Source organism: Streptomyces sp. NBC_01451 (assembly GCF_036227485.1).
In the GTDB taxonomy this organism is placed as follows: Bacteria; Actinomycetota; Actinomycetes; order Streptomycetales; family Streptomycetaceae; genus Streptomyces.
The window spans coordinates 9,198,095-9,214,116 of record NZ_CP109479.1 but is presented as its reverse complement, the minus strand read 5'-3'; the positions used below and the strand labels follow the sequence as shown (position 1 = coordinate 9,214,116).

General features: G+C 71.3%; 17 protein-coding genes. 7 read left to right on the top strand and 10 right to left on the bottom strand.

All coding sequences use genetic code 11. The annotated features are described in order from the left end of the window. Nucleotides 1-72 precede the first annotated feature (72 nt). From OG595_RS40710 to OG595_RS40690, 5 genes are all read left to right on the top strand, one after another. On the top strand, nt 73-543 hold the full coding sequence (locus OG595_RS40710) for a pyridoxamine 5'-phosphate oxidase family protein (RefSeq protein WP_329281164.1): 471 nt from the start codon (nt 73-75) through the stop codon (nt 541-543). Nucleotides 544-599: 56 nt separating this feature from the next. Beyond that, nucleotides 600-1,019 (top strand): nuclear transport factor 2 family protein, encoded by a 420-nt coding sequence (locus OG595_RS40705; RefSeq protein WP_329281163.1) that lies wholly within the window; start codon nt 600-602, stop codon nt 1,017-1,019. After that, complete coding sequence (locus OG595_RS40700; RefSeq protein WP_329281161.1) at nt 1,016-2,116, top strand: acyl-CoA dehydrogenase family protein; 1,101 nt, start codon at nt 1,016-1,018, stop codon at nt 2,114-2,116. Before OG595_RS40705 ends, OG595_RS40700 begins: the two co-directional genes overlap by 4 nt. A gap of 2 nt (nt 2,117-2,118) precedes the next feature. Further along, nucleotides 2,119-2,907, top strand: a complete 789-nt coding sequence (locus OG595_RS40695) for an acyl-CoA dehydrogenase family protein (protein WP_329281159.1) — start codon at nt 2,119-2,121, stop codon at nt 2,905-2,907. Nucleotides 2,908-3,000: 93 nt separating this feature from the next. Beyond that, nucleotides 3,001-3,798 carry an acyl-CoA thioesterase gene (locus tag OG595_RS40690; RefSeq protein ID WP_329281157.1) on the top strand — a complete coding sequence of 266 codons (798 nt, stop codon included), beginning with the start codon at nt 3,001-3,003 and terminating at the stop codon, nt 3,796-3,798. Nucleotides 3,799-3,819: 21 nt separating this feature from the next. On the opposite strand, the gene OG595_RS40685 is transcribed toward OG595_RS40690, so the two are convergent. Together OG595_RS40685 and OG595_RS40680 are read right to left on the bottom strand one after the other, a co-directional pair. Next, complete coding sequence (locus OG595_RS40685; protein WP_329281155.1) at nt 3,820-4,965, bottom strand: thiolase family protein; 1,146 nt, start codon at nt 4,963-4,965, stop codon at nt 3,820-3,822. Continuing rightward, nucleotides 4,958-6,403: a class I adenylate-forming enzyme family protein gene (locus OG595_RS40680; RefSeq protein WP_329281153.1), complete on the bottom strand. Its 1,446-nt coding sequence runs from the start codon at nt 6,401-6,403 to the stop codon at nt 4,958-4,960. Before OG595_RS40680 ends, OG595_RS40685 begins: the two co-directional genes overlap by 8 nt. 54 nt (nt 6,404-6,457) lie before the next feature. On the opposite strand from OG595_RS40680, the gene OG595_RS40675 reads away from it, so the two are divergent. Next, the gene (locus OG595_RS40675; RefSeq protein WP_329281151.1) at nt 6,458-7,222 is read left to right on the top strand and encodes an SDR family NAD(P)-dependent oxidoreductase; all 765 of its coding nucleotides are present in this window, start codon (nt 6,458-6,460) and stop codon (nt 7,220-7,222) included. Then, nucleotides 7,219-7,971, top strand: coding sequence for an SDR family NAD(P)-dependent oxidoreductase (locus OG595_RS40670; protein ID WP_329281149.1), 753 nt, complete (start codon nt 7,219-7,221; stop codon nt 7,969-7,971). Before OG595_RS40675 ends, OG595_RS40670 begins: the two co-directional genes overlap by 4 nt. A gap of 70 nt (nt 7,972-8,041) precedes the next feature. Here OG595_RS40670 and OG595_RS40665 read toward each other — a convergent pair whose 3' ends face one another. The 8 genes from OG595_RS40665 to OG595_RS40630 are packed head-to-tail and all read right to left on the bottom strand — an operon-like array spanning nt 8,042 to nt 15,998. Next, nucleotides 8,042-8,875, bottom strand: coding sequence for an SDR family oxidoreductase (locus tag OG595_RS40665; RefSeq protein WP_329281147.1), 834 nt, complete (start codon nt 8,873-8,875; stop codon nt 8,042-8,044). Beyond that, the gene (locus tag OG595_RS40660) at nt 8,872-9,327 is read right to left on the bottom strand and encodes a VOC family protein (RefSeq protein ID WP_329281145.1); all 456 of its coding nucleotides are present in this window, start codon (nt 9,325-9,327) and stop codon (nt 8,872-8,874) included. The genes OG595_RS40665 and OG595_RS40660 overlap by 4 nt, the downstream gene beginning before the upstream one ends. Beyond that, a complete protein-coding gene (locus OG595_RS40655; protein ID WP_329281143.1) occupies nt 9,324-10,415 on the bottom strand; it encodes a CaiB/BaiF CoA transferase family protein in 1,092 nt (363 codons plus the stop codon). Before OG595_RS40655 ends, OG595_RS40660 begins: the two co-directional genes overlap by 4 nt. Continuing rightward, entirely contained in the window at nt 10,412-11,368 is a 957-nt protein-coding gene (locus OG595_RS40650; RefSeq protein WP_329281141.1) for an LLM class F420-dependent oxidoreductase, read from the bottom strand. Before OG595_RS40650 ends, OG595_RS40655 begins: the two co-directional genes overlap by 4 nt. Nucleotides 11,369-11,411: 43 nt before the next feature. Continuing rightward, the gene (locus OG595_RS40645) at nt 11,412-11,822 is read right to left on the bottom strand and encodes a cobalamin B12-binding domain-containing protein (protein WP_329281139.1); all 411 of its coding nucleotides are present in this window, start codon (nt 11,820-11,822) and stop codon (nt 11,412-11,414) included. Beyond that, complete coding sequence (locus OG595_RS40640; protein WP_329281137.1) at nt 11,822-13,399, bottom strand: methylmalonyl-CoA mutase family protein; 1,578 nt, start codon at nt 13,397-13,399, stop codon at nt 11,822-11,824. The genes OG595_RS40645 and OG595_RS40640 overlap by 1 nt, the downstream gene beginning before the upstream one ends. Beyond that, nucleotides 13,396-14,823, bottom strand: a complete 1,428-nt coding sequence (locus OG595_RS40635; RefSeq protein WP_329281136.1) for a FadD3 family acyl-CoA ligase — start codon at nt 14,821-14,823, stop codon at nt 13,396-13,398. The genes OG595_RS40640 and OG595_RS40635 overlap by 4 nt, the downstream gene beginning before the upstream one ends. After that, nucleotides 14,820-15,998, bottom strand: a complete 1,179-nt coding sequence (locus tag OG595_RS40630) for an amidohydrolase family protein (protein WP_329281134.1) — start codon at nt 15,996-15,998, stop codon at nt 14,820-14,822. The genes OG595_RS40635 and OG595_RS40630 overlap by 4 nt, the downstream gene beginning before the upstream one ends. Nucleotides 15,999-16,022 lie beyond the last annotated feature (24 nt).

Sequence of the window (16,022 nt, the reverse complement as noted above, 5' to 3'; positions counted from 1 at the left end):
CTCCTCTCTAGGGCTGGAAACTAGCTTCTCACTTAGAGAGAATCAACCATTCGGACAATGCTGGGAGAAACGATGACCGGACAGCGCAGGGGAACCGCGATCGCCATGACCGAGCCGGAGCGGGACGCGTTCCTGCGCACCCAGCCGGTGTGCCGGGTGGCCACCGTCGGAGCGGGCGGGCACCCCCATGTCAGCGCCCTGTGGTTCGTGTGGGACGGAACCGCCCTGTGGCTCAACTCGCTGATCCGCAGCCAGCGCTGGACCGATCTGGACCGGGATCCGCGGCTGAGCGTGATCGTCGACGACGGGGGCTCCGACTTCACGCGGCTGCGGGGCGTGGAACTGCGGGGCCTCGTGGAGGTGGTCGGCGAGACACCCCGGAAAGGCGCGCCCGTCGATGAACTCCGGGAGCCCGAGCGGCTGTTCGCGGACAAGTACGCGGGCGGCCGGGACTTCCCGTACGACGGGCGCCACGCATGGCTGCGGGTCACGGCGGAGAAGGTCGTGAGCTGGGACTTCTCGAAGCTGCGGCGGGACCGTTGACGCCTTCGCGAACCTCGTGAGAACCTTCCGCTCACTATGAGAGAATGGAATTCTCAGTGTCCACTGACGACCTGATGGACATCCAGCAACTGCTGGCCCGGTACGCGGTGTACATCACCCAGGGGAACCTGGACGGCGTGCTCGCGGTCTTCACCTCCGACGGGACCTACAGCGCCTTCGGCGACACCTACGGCCTCGACGAGTTCCCGGCACTGGTCGCGGCGGCCCCCAAGGGGCTCTTTCTCACCGGGACGGCCGTCGTGGAACCGGGCGCGGACGACAACTCCGCGTCCGGCACCCAGCCCCTGTGCTTCGTCGACCACACCACCCACGACCTGCGCATCGGCTACTACAACGACACGTATGTGCGCACCGCCGACGGCTGGCGACTGCGCACCCGCGCCATGACGTTCATCCGCCGCAGCGGCGCGCACGACTCCGGTCGCCCGCACGCCTACCAGCGTCCGGGGACATGAACGTCACCGAGTTCCGCACGGACCTGCGGCGTTGGCTCGACGCCAACGACCTCTCCCCCGGCCCCGACGACTCGCTCGACGCGCAGGTCACGCAGCTCGCCCGGGTCCGGCGCGCGCTGTACGAGGCGGGCTGGATGCGGTACGGCTGGCCCGCCGAGGTGAGGGGGCTCGGCGGGCCCCCCGTACTGCGCGCGGTGCTCGGCGAGGAGGTGGCCACCCGGGGCCTGGCCGAGCCCGGGATCTACTCCATGGTCGAGGTCCTGGCCCCGACCGTCATCTCGTACGCGCCTGCGGAGCTTGCTGCCGAGATGGTCCCGCTGCTGCTCGGCGGACGGGAACAGTGGTGTCAGGGTTTCTCCGAACCGGGCTCCGGCAGCGACCTGGCCTCGCTCGGCACCAGGGCCGTACCCCGGCGCGGCGACTGGGTGGTGACGGGCCAGAAGGTGTGGACGAGCCTCGCCCAGTACTCCGCCCGCTGCGTCCTGCTCACCCGCACGGCCCCCGGCCACGCGGGCATCACCGCGTTCTTCGTCGACATGGACACCCCGGGGATCACCGTCCGGCCGCTGCGCACGATGCACGGGGTGGACGAGTTCGCTGAGGTGTTCTTCGACGACGTGGTCGTCCCCGGCGAACGGATGCTGGGCCGCCCGGGCGACGGCTGGCAACTGGCGATGGACCTGCTCCCGCACGAGCGCTCCACATGCTTCTGGCACCGGATCGCCCATCTCTACACACGCCTCGACCACCTGCTGCACCAGATGCCCGCGTCGGACTCCGGCCGGGACGACGACGCCCTCGGCGCCGCCTACCTCGCCCTGCATACCGTCCGATGCCGCTCCCACACGACACAGCGGCGCCTGGCGGAAGGGGAGCACCTGGGCCCGGAGACCTCGGTCGACAAGGTCCTGCTGGCCACGGCGGAGCAAGAACTCTTCGACACAGTAAGGGACTTGCTGCCCGGCACGCTGGAACTGACGGAGACGCCCTGGCGGTCGGAGTACCTGTACTCACGTGCGGCGACCATCTACGGCGGTACCGCCGAGATCCAGCGGAACATCATCGCCCGCCGGTTGCTGAACCTCGGGAAGGAGTAGCCATGGACGCCGCCGAACGGGACCTGCTCTCCTCGACCCTCCACAAGGCGATGACGACGGCCACGGGTCCGGCGCTCGACGCCTCACTGGCCGGCCTCGGCTGGGCCGACCTGCTGACGGAGGTCCCCGAGGCCGCGGTCCCGCTCGTCTTCCGGCTGCTCGGCGAGACCGGCGCCCACGCCCCGCTCCTCAACGACGTGATACTGCACGCGGCCGGCCGCCCGCTCGGGGGCACACCGCCGCTGCCGTACGCGGGCGGTTCGTGGGTGGTGTGGGAGCGCGGCGGGCGCGGGGCACCGGGTGTCTGTCTCGACGGTGAACTGCCGTTGCGGGTGGGCCCTGCCGGGGAGCCGATTCCGCTCGGCGCGGGTCGGCGGGCGCTCGGCTGGTGGCTGGTGGGCACCGGGCGGGCGATGCTCGCGCTGGCCCGCTCGCACGTGCTGGACCGCACCCAGTTCGGCCGCCCTCTCGCTTCCTTCCAGGCCGTGCGGCACCGGCTCGCGGAGACGCTCGTCGCCCTCGACGGCGCCGAGGCGACCCTCGTGGCCGCCGACGACGACCTCGGCGCACTGCTGGCCAAGGCCGCGGCGGGGCGGTCGGCGCTGACGGCGGCCCGGCACTGTCAGCAGGTCCTGGGCGGGATCGGCTTCACCGCCGAGCACGATCTGCACCGGCACGTCCGGCGGGCGCTCGTGCTGGACGGACTGCTGGGCAGCGCACGGGAGTTGACGCGGGAGGCGGGGACGCTCGTACGGGAGGGGCGGTCGGCGCCGCGCCTGGTTCAACTCTGACAGCCGCCTTCGCATCAGCCTCACGCCTGCTTGCTGTGCACCTCATGTCTGCCTCATGTCTGCCTCATGTCTGCCTCATGCCCGGGAGCCCCTGTGACGGATCTCTGGAGTGACCTCCTCGCCTGCCTCGACCTGCGTCCCATCGACGGGGACTCGCAGTTCGAGGGCACCAACCAACACCTTGGCCATCACCGGCTGTTCGGCGGGCAGCTGCTCGGCCAGTTCGTCAGGGCGGCCGAACTCGCCTGCCCGGACAAGGCGGTGAAGTCCGTACACGCCCTCTTCCCGCGCGCGGGGCGACCCGACGAGCCCGTCCTTTACGAGGTGACGCGCCATCACCAGGGCTCCGCCTTCGCGACCTTGGGGATCGTCGCCCGCCAGTCCCCCGGCGTCATGGCCACCGCCTCGGTGTCGATGCACGCCGTCGAGGACGGGCCCGAGCACCAGACACCGTTCCATGTCCCCGCCGTACCCGGCGAGAAGCACGCCGTGCACCTGGATCTGCTGCCCTGGGACACCCGGGCGGCCACCGCCCTGGACACGCCCGGGTCGGAGGCGCCCGAGTACGAGCTCTGGATGCGCACCCCGGCCGTCGGGCCCGGACCGGCCCCCGCCCTCATGGCGTACGCCACCGATCTGAGCCTCATCGGCACCGCGCTGCGCCAGGTCGAAGGGGTCGGTCAGCACGATGCGAACACGGCGTTCACCTCGGCTGTGACGGCGCACACCGTCCGCTTCCACCGGCCCTTCCGGACCGACACCTGGCTGCTCCTGCGCCAGCACAGCCCCCTGCTGGCACACGGCCGTTGCTACGGACTCGGTGACGTCCTCACCGAAGAGGGCTCCCTGGTCGCCTCGTACGCGCAGGAAGCCCTGCTCCGCTTCAAGTGACCGGTCTGCCGTCGGTTCGGCCTACGGCGCCGGTACTTCGATCACCGTGGCCGAGCCCATCCCCCCGCCCGCGCACATGGCGGCGACGCCGATCCCGCCGCCGCGCCGCCGCAGTTCGTGCACGAGAGTGACCAGCATCCGGGCGCCCGTGGCGGCGACCGGGTGACCCAGCGAGCAGCCGCTGCCGTTGACGTTGACGAGGTCCGGGTCGAGCCCGAGTTGTTTGACGGCGGCCACGGGTACGGCGGCGAAGGCCTCGTTGATCTCGAAGAGGTCGACGTCGGAGAGTGAAAGCCCGGCGCGCTTCAGGGCCTTGGGGATCACGGTCACCGGGGCGAGGCCCATGTCGGCGGGGTCGACGCCCACGGACGCCCAGGACCGGACCGTACCGAGAGCCGGGAGGCCGAGACGGTCACTGGCGATGACCAGGGCCGCCGCGCCGTCGTTAGCGCCGCCCGTGTTTCCTGCCGTGATGCTGAATCCCTCGATCTCCGGGTGGAGCGGCTTGAGCGCGGCCAGCCTCTCCGCGCTCGTGTCACGGCGCGGGTGCTCGTCGACGGCGAAGAGACCGTGCGGAGTGTCGATCGGGACGAGTTCGGCCTCGAAACGGCCCTCGTCGATGGCGCGTACGGCGTTGCGGTGCGAGCGCAGCGCCCAGTCGTCCATCTCGGCGCGGCTGAGACCCGCTCGGACGGCGGTGTTCCAGCCGACGGTGATCGACATGTCGGTGTTGGGGGCGTCCGGTCGCGCCGGGTGGGTCGGGGACATCCAGGGTTCCCACTCGCCGTCGACCCTGGTCACCGAACGCGGCGTGGTGGAGGCCGAGTTGACGCCGCCGGCGATGACGAGTTCGTCCATGCCCGCGCGGATGCTCGCCGCCGCGCTCTGGACTGCGGCCTGGCCCGCCGCGCAGTGCCTGTTGTGGGCGAGGCCGGGCACCCAGGTGAGACCGGTGGTCACGGCGGCGTGCCGGGCGATGACTCCACCGCCGTACAGACCCTCGCCGAGGACGATGTCGTCGATGAGGGCCGCTTCCACTCCGTCCGTGGCGGCTGCGGCGGCGACGATGTGATGGGCCAGGTCGAAGGCCGTGGTGTCGCGCAGCGTGCCCTTGAAGGCGGTGCCGACGGGAGTGCGCAGGGCGGACACGATGACTGCTTCAGGCATGGGTGGTCTCCAGGTCGGCGAGCAGGGTGCGGCGCAGCAGCTTTCCGGTGTCGGTCTTCGGCAGTTCGGCGCGGAAGACGACGGTGTCGGGCGTCTTGGCGGAGCGCAGGCGTTCCCTGGCCCAGGCACGGATCTCCTCCGGGTCGCCCTCCCCGACGAGCACGGCGACGATCCGCTGCCCCCATTCGGGGTCGGGCAGCCCGAGCACCGCCGCCTCGACGATGCCGGGATGGGTGAGGAGGACGTCCTCGATCTCGGCCGGGGCGATGTTCTCGCCGCCGCGGATAATGGTGTCGTCGGCGCGCCCCTCGATGAACAGATAGCCGTCGGCGTCGAGCCGCCCCCGGTCCCGGGTGGCGAACCAGCCGTCGCCGTCCAGCGCTGCGGCGCGTCCGCCGTACTCACCGGAGATCTGCTCCCCGCGCACGAACACCAGCCCGGTACGGCCGGCTTGGACCGGCTCGTCGGCTTCCTCGGCGCGGATCCGGATCTCGACGCCGGGCAGGGCCCGCCCCACCGAGCCGAGCCGTTCACGCACCGCCGGATCGTCGGACACCAGTGCCTCGCGATGGTCGTCGGGGCCGAGCACGGCGATCGAGGACGTGGTCTCGGTCAGGCCGTACGCGTTCACGAAACCGGTGTCCGGGAAGGCCCGCAGCGCCCGTTCGACGACGGGTCGCGGGGTGCGGGCGCCCCCGTACGCCAGGCTGCGCAGCGTCGGTGTCCCGGCCGTGGCGCCGTCGGGGACCTCGGCGACGATGCGGGCCAGCATCGTCGGGACGACCAGCGCGTGGGTGACGCGTTCGCGTCGGACGGTCGCCAGCCACTCGGACGCCTCGAAGGCGGACTGGTACACGATCCGGCGCCCCGAGTAGAGGTTCGTCAGCAGGTTCATCAGGCCGGCCACGTGGTACGGGGGCACCGCCACGAGCGTCGCGGCGTCGGGTTCGGCCGAGCCGAACTCCTGGGTGTTGAAAACGTAGGCGAGCAGATGACGGTGGCGCAGGAGGGCTGCCTTGGGCTCGGCCGTCGTCCCGCTGGTGTAGAGCACCACGGCTACTGCGTCCTGGTCCTGCGGGGCTGCCGCGTCGTAGCCCTCACCCTTCTCCGGCCCGGCTTCGAGGAGTGCGTCGAGGTCGGCGGGGTGCAGCACCAGGGCATCCGGGTGGCGATCAAGGAGCCGGGCCAACTGGTGTTCCCCGAGGCGGTAGTTGAGGGGGATGAAGGGGACTCCCGCCAGGGCCGCGCCGAACAGGGCCACGGGGTGGGCGAGATGGTTGGCGCCCAGGTAGAGGACGGCCGAACGGCGCCGGAAGCGGTGTGCGGCGGCCCGGGCGCGGTCCAGCAGCTGCGAGGCGGTCAGGGAACGGCCGTCCGCCGTCACCACCACCCTGTCTCCGGCCGAGCTCGCCATCTCCAGAAGCATGGTTATATTCATGAGAATGCTATTCTCATCTGACTAGAGCCCTGCTTGCAAGAGAGGAAAACCTTGATGCAGATCAGTGGCAGCTCAGCAGTCGTCGTCGGTGGGGCGGGAGGCCTGGGCGAGGCCACCGTCCGCCGGTTGCACGGAGCCGGAGCGAAGGTGGTCGTCGCCGACCTCGCCGACGACAGGGGCAAGGCGCTGGAGCAGGAGCTCGGCGTGCGCTACGTACGGACGGACGCCACCAGCGAGGACGATGTCCTGGCGGCGCTCGCCGAGGCGGAGTCGGCCGGCCCGCTGCGGATCTCGGTGGACTGCCACGGCGGCCCGGCGAGCGGCGGCAGGCTGCTCGGCAGGGACGGCACACCGATCAGCCTCGACGGCTTCCGGAAGACCATCGACGTCTATCTGACGGGCGTCTTCAACGTGCTGCGCCTGGCCGCCGCCGCCATCGCCAAGCAGGAGCCCGGAGAAGACGGCGGCCGGGGGGTCATCGTCAACACCGCCTCGATCGCCGCGTACGAGGGCCAGATCGGCCAACTCCCCTACGCGGCGGCCAAGGGCGGGGTCGTGAGCATGACGCTGGTGGCCGCCCGTGACCTGTCCCCGCTCGGCGTCCGGGTCGTCACCATCGCACCGGGCACCTTCCTGACACCGGCCTACGGCAAGGCCGGCGACCAGTTGGAGGCCTACTGGGGTCCCCAGGTTCCGCATCCCCGGCGGATGGGCCGCTCCCCCGAGTACGCGGCGCTCGTCGAGCACATCTGCGAGAACGGCTATCTCAACGGCGAGGTCATCCGCCTCGACGGAGCGCTCAGGTTCCCGCCCAAGTGAGCGGCGCCGGTGGTTCGTTGACGGGAAAGGTCGCGTTCGTCGCCGGGGCCAGCCGGGGCATCGGGCGAACGGTCGCCGTCGCCCTGTCGGAGGCCGGGGCGTCGGTGGCGGTGGCCGCCCGCTCCGAGGAGGAGGGCCGGCTGCCGGGGACGATCCACTCGGTCGCCGACGGCATCACCAAGGCGGGCGGGCGGGCGCTCGCCGTGCCCTGCGACGTCAGCAGCGAGCAGTCGGTGGAGGCTGCCGTGGCGGCGACCGTCGCCGAGTTCGGCGGTATCGACATCCTGATCGCCAACGCCGGGGTGCTGTGGCTCGGCCCGGTCGAGTCCACGCCCCTGAAACGCTGGCAGTTGTGCCTGGACGTCAATCTGACGGGCGTCTTCCTCGTCACCAGGGCCGTGATCCCTTACGTCCGGGAACGCGGCGGCGGTTCGCTGGTCGCCGTGACGACCACCGGGGTCGGGACGACCGACCGGGGTGCCAACGCGTACTGGGTGTCCAAGGCCGCCGTGGAGCGCCTCTACCTCGGGCTCGCCGGGGACCTGCGGGCCGACAACATCGCCGTCAACTGCCTGGCCCCGTCCCGGATCGTCCTGACGGAGGGGTGGCAGGCGGCGGGCGGCGGCCGGGAGATCCCGCCGGAGATGGTGGAGCCGCCGGAGGCGATGGGCCGGGCCGCGGTGCTGCTGGCCGGGCAGGACGCGGGCGGGATCACGGGGACCGTGCAGCGCTCGGAGTCGGTCGGCTGAGGAGCGAACGCCGGATGCCGGCCACCGGGCGGGGCTCGGTGGCCGGCATCCGGCACTTCCGGTGTGTGTCCTACCGCCCCGCCCCGCCTCGCACCGCCGCGCAGGCGCCGCCGTCGATCAGGAGGTCGATGCCCGTGATGAAGCTCGCCTCCGCCGAGAGCAGGAAGGCGACCCCGGCGGCGACCTCCTCGGCGCGGCCCGGGCGGCCGGTCGCGGACCGGCGTACGAGCGCGTCCATGGTCGGCTGGTTCGCCGCCTCCTGCCTGCCCTGCGGAGTGTCGATGACACCGGGCGAGACCGAGCAGACACGGGCGCCGAGCGGGCCGAGCCGCAGCGCCTCCCGCCGGACGAGACGGTGTACCCCGTGTTTGGCCCAGGCGTAGGCGGTGCCGCTGTCCTCGACGGACGGTCCCAGGGCGTCGTGGAGCCGGTCGAGGAAGGCGTCGTCGAGCGGGTCGTCCAGGACGGCGGCGACGGCAGGATCAGCTTCGAGGCCGCCGAGGAGCGGGGCCATCGAGGCGAAGCACACCAGCGCCGTGCCGTCCGTGGCGAGCGGGCGCAGGGCCTCGGCGAGCCGCGCCGTGCCCACCAGGTCGACCGCGAAAATGGTTCGCCAGTCGGCCATCGTGGGCGAGATGCCGGCGGCGTGGGCGACGGCGCGCAGAGTGCCGGCCCCGGCGGTGCGGGCGGCGAGCCGGGCCAGGCCGTCCCGGTCGGTGATGTCGAGGACGAACGGCTCGACGGCCGCGCCCCCGCCGGTATCTCCCAGTTCCTTCGCCGCCGCTGTCACGGTCTCCTCGTCCCGGTCGACGAGCAGCAGTGTGTCCACCGTGCCGGCCAGGCGCCGCGCGCACGCCAGTCCCATACCGCGCCCGGCGCCCGTGGCGATGCCCACGGTGTTCATGTTCCGCTCCCTCCGTCGGCCCAGAACTTCTCCAGCATCGGCTGTGCCGCCCAGTCCACGAGTTCCACGAGGACTCCGCCCGGACCGCGCAGGAAGGCGAAGTCGGACCCGGAGGAGCCGATGCGGGACGCCTCGACCGTGTATCCGAGGCCGGCGAGTCCGGCGCAGTCCGCGCCAACGTCGTCGGACCAGTAGCCGACGTGATGGACTCCCCCGCCGGGCGCCGCCTCCCAGAGCGTGCCGGGGATGCTGCGCAGGATCTCCAGCCGGGGTGAGGTCCGCGAGTAGACGCAGCTGAGCCGCACCTCGGCCTCGCCGGTCGGCAGGGTCACGGTCAGCGGGCCGGTGATCTCCGCGCACCACCCGTATCCGAACGCCGCCGACAGGCCGGCCAGTGTCTCCTCGAAGTCCTCGGCGACGATGCCGAGATGGAACTGGTCCTCGCCTCTCATGACTCGACGGCCTCGCTCTCAACGGAGCCGCGCAGGACAGGACCGTCGTGCTCGCCCAGCCCGGGGGGCGGCCGGTAGTCGGGCTGGTGGCCCGCGATCCGTACCGGGCTGCGGACCAGGCGGTAGTCACCGGCCGTCACCACGGCCTCGGGTGTGGCCGCCAGCGCCTCCGGCAGCGTGCGGACGGCGGCGGCCGGTACGCCCAGGGGCCGCAGGCGGGCTTCCCATGCCTGGGCGGTGTCACCGGCCAGTGCCTCCGTGACCGCCGCCAGCACCTCTTCCCGCCGCGCCGCCCGCTCGGCCATGGTCGGGAATCCCCCCACGCCCGCCTCCGCGGCGAAGGTCTTCCAGAACCCGTCGTGGGTGATGAACAGCGCCAAGTGGCCCTCGGCGGTGGGGAAGAGCTGCGCCGGTACGTAGTACGAGTGCGCGCCGAGCGGCAGGCGCCGGGGCTCGGTGCCCTCGTTGAGGTAGGCCGAGGCACGGTAGTTGAGCTGCGACAGCATCACATCCCGCAGGGACACGTCGACTTGACCGCCGCGACCGGAGACGATCTGCGCGAGCAACCCCAACGCCGCTGTGAGGCCTGTCGAGTTGTCGGCGGCGGAGTAGCCGGGCAGCGTCGGTGGTCCGTCGGGATCGCCGGTGAGCGCGGCGACTCCGGTGGCGGCCTGGACGACGTAGTCGAAGGCGGGTTCGTCGCCCGTGGCCAGCCCGAAGCCGGTCAGCGCGACGCACACGATCCGCTCGTTCCACTTCCGCAGTGCCTCATAGGTCAGCCCCAGCCGGTGGATCGCCGACGGTTTGAGGTTGACGAGCAACGCGTGTGCGTCGGCGGCGAGTTCGCCGAGCCGGTACTGTCCCGCCGCGGTCGTCAGGTCCAGGCGGACGCTGCGCTTGCCCCGGTTGAGGCTGGCGAAGTAGGCGTCGCTCACCTGCCGCGAGATGTCCCCACCGGGCGGCTCGATCTTCGTGACCTCGGCTCCGAGGTCGGCGAGCATCATCGTGGCGTACGGGCCCGCCAGCATGTGGCCGACCTCCAGGACACGGATGCCCGCCAGCGGTCCGGCCGTCGGCCCGGGGCTCATCGCACTTCCGTCGCGAGGGCAGCCAGCATCTCCCGCGTTCGGCGCTTGGAGGCGACCAGTTCCTCCCTGCCCTCGCCGATCGGCAGCAGCCGTACCGACAGGTCGGTGACCCCGGCGTCGGCGAAGCGGCGGAACCGGGCCAGGACGGCCGCCTCGTCACCGGCCGCGCACAGGTCGCCGATGTCCCGGGCGTCGCCGTAGTCCAGCAGGCGCTGGTAGTTGGGTGAGATCTCGGCCTCCCCGAGGATGCGGTTCGCGCGTTCGCGGGCCGCGTCGACCTCCGTCGGCCGGCACAGACACACCGGGATGCCCGCGACGACCCGGGGTGCCGGGCGGCCCGCGCCCTCGGCGGCCTTGGTGATGCGCGGGACGACGTGGTCGGCGACAGCGCGTTCGTCGGCCATCCAGAGGACGGTGCCGTCGGCACGCTCGCCCGCGAGAGCCAGCATGACCGGGCCGAGCGCCGCGATCAGGACGGGCAGCGGGCCGACCGGGCCGAGGTCGAGGGGGTTGTGCACGGTGAAGGTGCCGTTCTCGACGTCGACCGGGCCGGGGCCGCGCAGCGCCGCGTCCAGGACGTCCAGGCAGTCACGGGTGAACGCGGCCGGCCGCTCGTACGGGAGCCCGAGCATGTCCCGGACGATCCAGTGATGGGAGGGCCCGACACCCAGCGCCAGCCGTCCCCCGGTCGCCGCCTGAGCGGACAGCGCCTGCCGGGCGAGGGCGATCGGATGCTGGGCCTGGAGCGGCACGACCGCCGTCCCGATCTCGATCCGTTCGGTCCGCGCGCCCATCAGCGCGACGGCTGTCAACGCGTCGAAGTCCGTGGGTATCTGGGGCACCCACGCGGTGTCGAGGCCCGCCTGCTCGGCCCACGTCACGTCGTCGATCATCCGCGCGACCTTGCGCGCGGAGTCCCCACGCTCCGGCCCGATCATCACACCGACCCGCACAGTGCCTCCAGGTGTCCGACAGGTGTCCAGCTACAGGTAGGTCCTACGCACCGGTGTCCGCGCTCCCCGTGAGCGCCCGCATCTCCGCCACGAGCACGTCGAGCGGTGTACCGGTCGGGAAGACCGCCGCCGCGCCCGCCGCCCGCATCCGGGGTACGTCGGCCGGCGGGATGGTTCCGCCCACGACGACGGCGATGTCGTCGGCCCCGGCGGCCCGCAACGCCTCGATCACCTTCGTGGTCAGGGCGAGGTGCGCGCCGGAGAGGATGCTGAGCCCGACCACGGCCACGTCCTCCTGGACGGCCGTCGCCACGATGGTGTCGACGCGCTGGCGGATGCCGGTGAACACCACCTCGAACCCGGCGTCGCGCAGGGTCCGCGCGACGATCTTGGCCCCGCGGTCGTGTCCGTCCAGGCCGGGCTTGGCTACCAGGATCCGGGTGGCGGCGCCCATCAGAACACCACCGGCTGCTGGAACTCGCCCCAGACCGCCTTCAGCGCGGCGACCATCTCCCCCACCGTGCAGTAGGCGTTGGCGCAGTCGATCAGTACGGGCATCAGGTTCTCCGTCCCGTCCGCCGCGCGCGCCAGCCGGGCCAGTTGCTCCCGCACGAGGGCGGCGTCCCGGGTGGCCTTCACGTCGGCGAGGCGCTTCAGCTGCCGGTCGCGGCCCTCCGCGTCCAGTTCGTAGGTCGTCAGGTCCGGCGGCGGTTCGTCCGACACGAACCGGTTGACCCCGACGACCGGGCGGGTGCCCGCCTCGACGGCCAGGTGCAGCTGGTAGGCCTCGTCGGCGATGAGCCCTTGCAGGTAGCCGTCCTCGATGGCGCGGACCATGCCGCCGTACCGCTCCAGATCGTCCATGATCTCGACGATCCGCGCCTCGGTCGCGTCGGTGAGCGCCTCGACGAAGTACGAGCCCCCGAGCGGGTCCGCGACGCGGGTCACGCCGGTCTCGTGGGCGAGGATCTGCTGGGTGCGCAGGGCCAGGGTCGCCGACTCCTCGCTGGGCAGCGCGAACGGTTCGTCCCAGGCGGCCGTGAACATCGACTGGACGCCGCCGAGAACGGAGGCCAGCGCCTCGTACGCCACTCGGACGGTGTTGTTCTGCGCCTGGGGCGCGTACAGGGAGGCCCCGCCGGCCACGCAGCCGAAGCGGAACATCGACGCCTTGTCGGTCGTGGCGCCGTACCTCTCCCTGACGATGGTGGCCCAACGCCTGCGTCCCGCACGGTACTTGGCGATCTCCTCGAAGAAATCGCCGTGGGTGTAGAAGAAGAAGGAGATCTGCGGGGCGAACTGATCGACCGTCATCCGGCCGCGCTCCAGCACCGTGTCGACGTACGTCACCCCGTCGGCGAGCGTGAACGCCATCTCCTGCACGGCGTTGGCGCCCGCGTCGCGGAAGTGCGAGCCGGCGACCGAGATCGCGTTGAACCGGGGTACCTCGGCGGCGCAGAACTCGATGGTGTCGGCGATCAGCCGCAGGGACGGCTGGGCGGGCCAGATCCAAGTACCCCTGGACGCGTACTCCTTGAGGATGTCGTTCTGGATCGTGCCGGTGAGTTTCGCGCGCGGCACGCCCTTGCGTTCGGCGGCGGCGACGTAGAAGGCGAGGAGGATCGCCGCGGTGCCGTTGATGGTGAAGCTGGTGCTGATCCGGTCGAGGGGGATGTCCTCGAAGAGGATCTCCGCGTCGGCGAGGGTGTCGAGGGCGACGCCGACGCGGCCGACCTCCTCGGTCACCTCGGGGTCGTCCGAGTCGTAGCCGCACTGCGTGGGCAGGTCCAGCGCGACCGACAGTCCCGTACCGCCCTGGTCGAGGAGATAGCGGTAGCGGCGGTTGGACTCCTCGGGTGTCCCGAAACCGGAGTACTGGCGCAGCGTCCACAGCCGTCCCCGGTAGCCGGTGGCGTAGTTGCCGCGTGTGAAGGGGTAGTCACCGGGGTCGGGCGGGTCGGCGCCCCGGTCGGCGGGTCCGTAGACCGCCTGGAGCGGGATGCCTGAAGCGGTCTCGTCCGGTTGTGTCATCTCAGCTGGTCCTTCATCACCTTGCCGGTGGCGTTCAACGGCAGCTCTTCGAGGAACTCCACGAACCGGGGCGCCTTGAACCCGGCCATCCGCTTTCGGCTCCAGGCGATCAGCTCGTCCGCCGAGACGGGTGCGCCGCGCACGACGAACGCCTTGCCGACCTGGCCGAGCCGCTCGTCCGGTACGCCGATCACGGCGGCCTGCGCGACGGCCGGGTGTTCGAGGAGGAAGCCCTCGATCTCCGCCGGGTAGGCGTTGAAGCCGCCCACGATGAACATGTCCTTCTTGCGGCCGACGATCCTCAGGTGTCCCCGGTCGTCGAGGGTGCCGAGGTCCCCGGTGTGCAGCCAGCCGTCCGCGTCGATCGCCTCGGCGGTGGCCTCGGGATCGTCCAGGTAGCCGCGCATGACGCTGTACCCGCGGATCAGTACCTCGCCGTCGTCCGCGACGTTCACCTCGACGCCCTCGCAGGGGGTGCCGACCGTCGTCGCGATGTCCTCGAAGGAGTCACCGGGGCGGGAGGCCGTGGCCGTGCCCGCCTCGGTCAGGCCGTACCCCGTCATGACGTGCCGGAAGGGCAGGTCGCTGACGATCCGGCGGATCAGCTCGACGGGGATGTCGGCGGAGCCGGTCACCGCCACCCGCAGGGAGGACAGGTCGTGCCGGTCCCCCGCCGCAAGGAGCGAGTGGTAGAGCGTGGGCGGTCCTGGCAGGACCGTCACCCTCTCGCGCTCCACCAGCTCCAGGACGCGGTCCACGTCGAAGACGGGCACCGGCAGGATGGTCGCGCCCCGGATCAGGGAGGCGACGAGGCCCGCCTTGTAGCCGAAGATGTGGAAGAACGGGTTGACGATCAGATAGCGGTCACCCTCGCGCAGGGTGGCGAGGTCGCACCACTCCCCGTAGAGGCGGAGCGTCTGGGCGTGGGTCATCAGGACGCCCTTGGGCCGTCCGGTGGTTCCCGAGGTGAACGTGATGTCGCTGACGTCGTCGGCGCTCACCGCCCGCTCGAACGGCGAACCGCTCGCCAGGAAGCCCGACTTGAGGTCGATCACCGGCACACCCTGCGGTGCCTCGAAGTCCAGGCCGAGGAAGCCCTCCTCGACCAGGACGAGCTTGGCACCGCTGCGGCGGACGATGTCGTGGGCCTCGTCCGCCTTGAACCGGGTGTTGACCGGGACGAGCACCCCGCCGGCGGTGAGCAGCCCGAAGGCGGCGACGATCCACTCGGCGGAGTTGGGCGCCCAGATCGCGACCCGGTCGCCCTTCCCGATCCCGGCCGTGGCGAAGGCGCCCGCGGCCGTTCGGACCCGGTCGACCAACTCGGTGAAGGTGAGCCTGAGTTCGCCGTCGACGACCGCCTCGGCGTCACCGAAGCGGTCGGCCGCGCTCAGCACCATCCGCGGGATGGTCTCCCACTTCATTCCGGGATCAGCCTGGAGAGGTTGCCGCCCATGATCTTGGCCTGGTCGGTGACGCTCAGGTGCTGGATGGCGTCGACGTAGCTCTGCGGCTGGGCCAGGCCCTCGGGGTGCGGGTAGTCCGAGCCGAACAGCACCCGGTCCACGCCCATCAGGTCGATGAGGTCGCTGAGGTCGTCCTCGTAGAAGGGGCTGACGTGGATGCTGTCCTTGACGGCCTGTACCGGGTCGCCCAGGAACTCGTTCGGCATCTTCTTGTAGACGTCCCGGAGTTGGTCGAGCAGCGGCGCCACCCAGGAGGAGCCGTTCTCGATGAGCGCGATCTTCAGCCCCGGGACCCGGAACAGGGCGCCGTGGCACACCCAGGCGGCCACCGCGTCCTGGATCGGCCGCCACTCGGACACCGTGCGGAAGGCGTTGGGCTTGAACGGGAGCATCTCGTTGGTCCCGCCCTCCCAGTCGCTGGTGTACCGGGCGTAGCCGCTGTCGGAGGAGTGCATCGCGACCAGGACGCCGGTCTCGACGGCGCGCCTCCAGAACGGGTCGAACTCGGGTGCCGCGAAGGAGCGCGAGCCGCCGTAGCCGGGGACCGGGGCGGGTCGTACGAGGATGGCGCGGGCGCCGCGCTCGACCGCCCAGTTCAGCTCCGCGATCGCCTTGTCGACGATGGGCAGGGTGATGACCGGGGTGGTGAGGATGCGGTCCTTGTAGTTGAAGCCCCATGTCTCGTGCAGCCACTCGTTGAGCGAGTGGATCACCGCGTGGATCAGCTCGGGGTCGTCCCGCATCCGCTCCTCGATGAGGCTGGCGAGTGTCGGGAACATCAGCGTCCTCTGCACTCCCAGCTCGTCCAGCAGCTCCAGCCGGGGCCCCGGTTCACGGAAGGCGGGGATGGAGCGCATCGGCTCGCCGAAGATCTCCCTGCGGCTCTTCCCGTCCGGGTTGCCGAACTTGAAGTAGTCCTCCATCGCCCCGGGGCGGGCGACCACCTCGAAGGTGGGGTTGGGGATGTACTCGCTGATCTGCCCCCGGATCGCGATCTTCGTACGGCCCTTCACCTGCACGTACTGGATAGCGCCCTCGTATTGCTTGGGGAGGTGCCTGGTTAGCGCCTCTTCGGTCTCGTACAGGTGGTTGTCCGCGTCGAAAAGCGGATACGGCAGCTCGCGCGACGGCATTGAGATCCTCCTTCGCAGATTGCG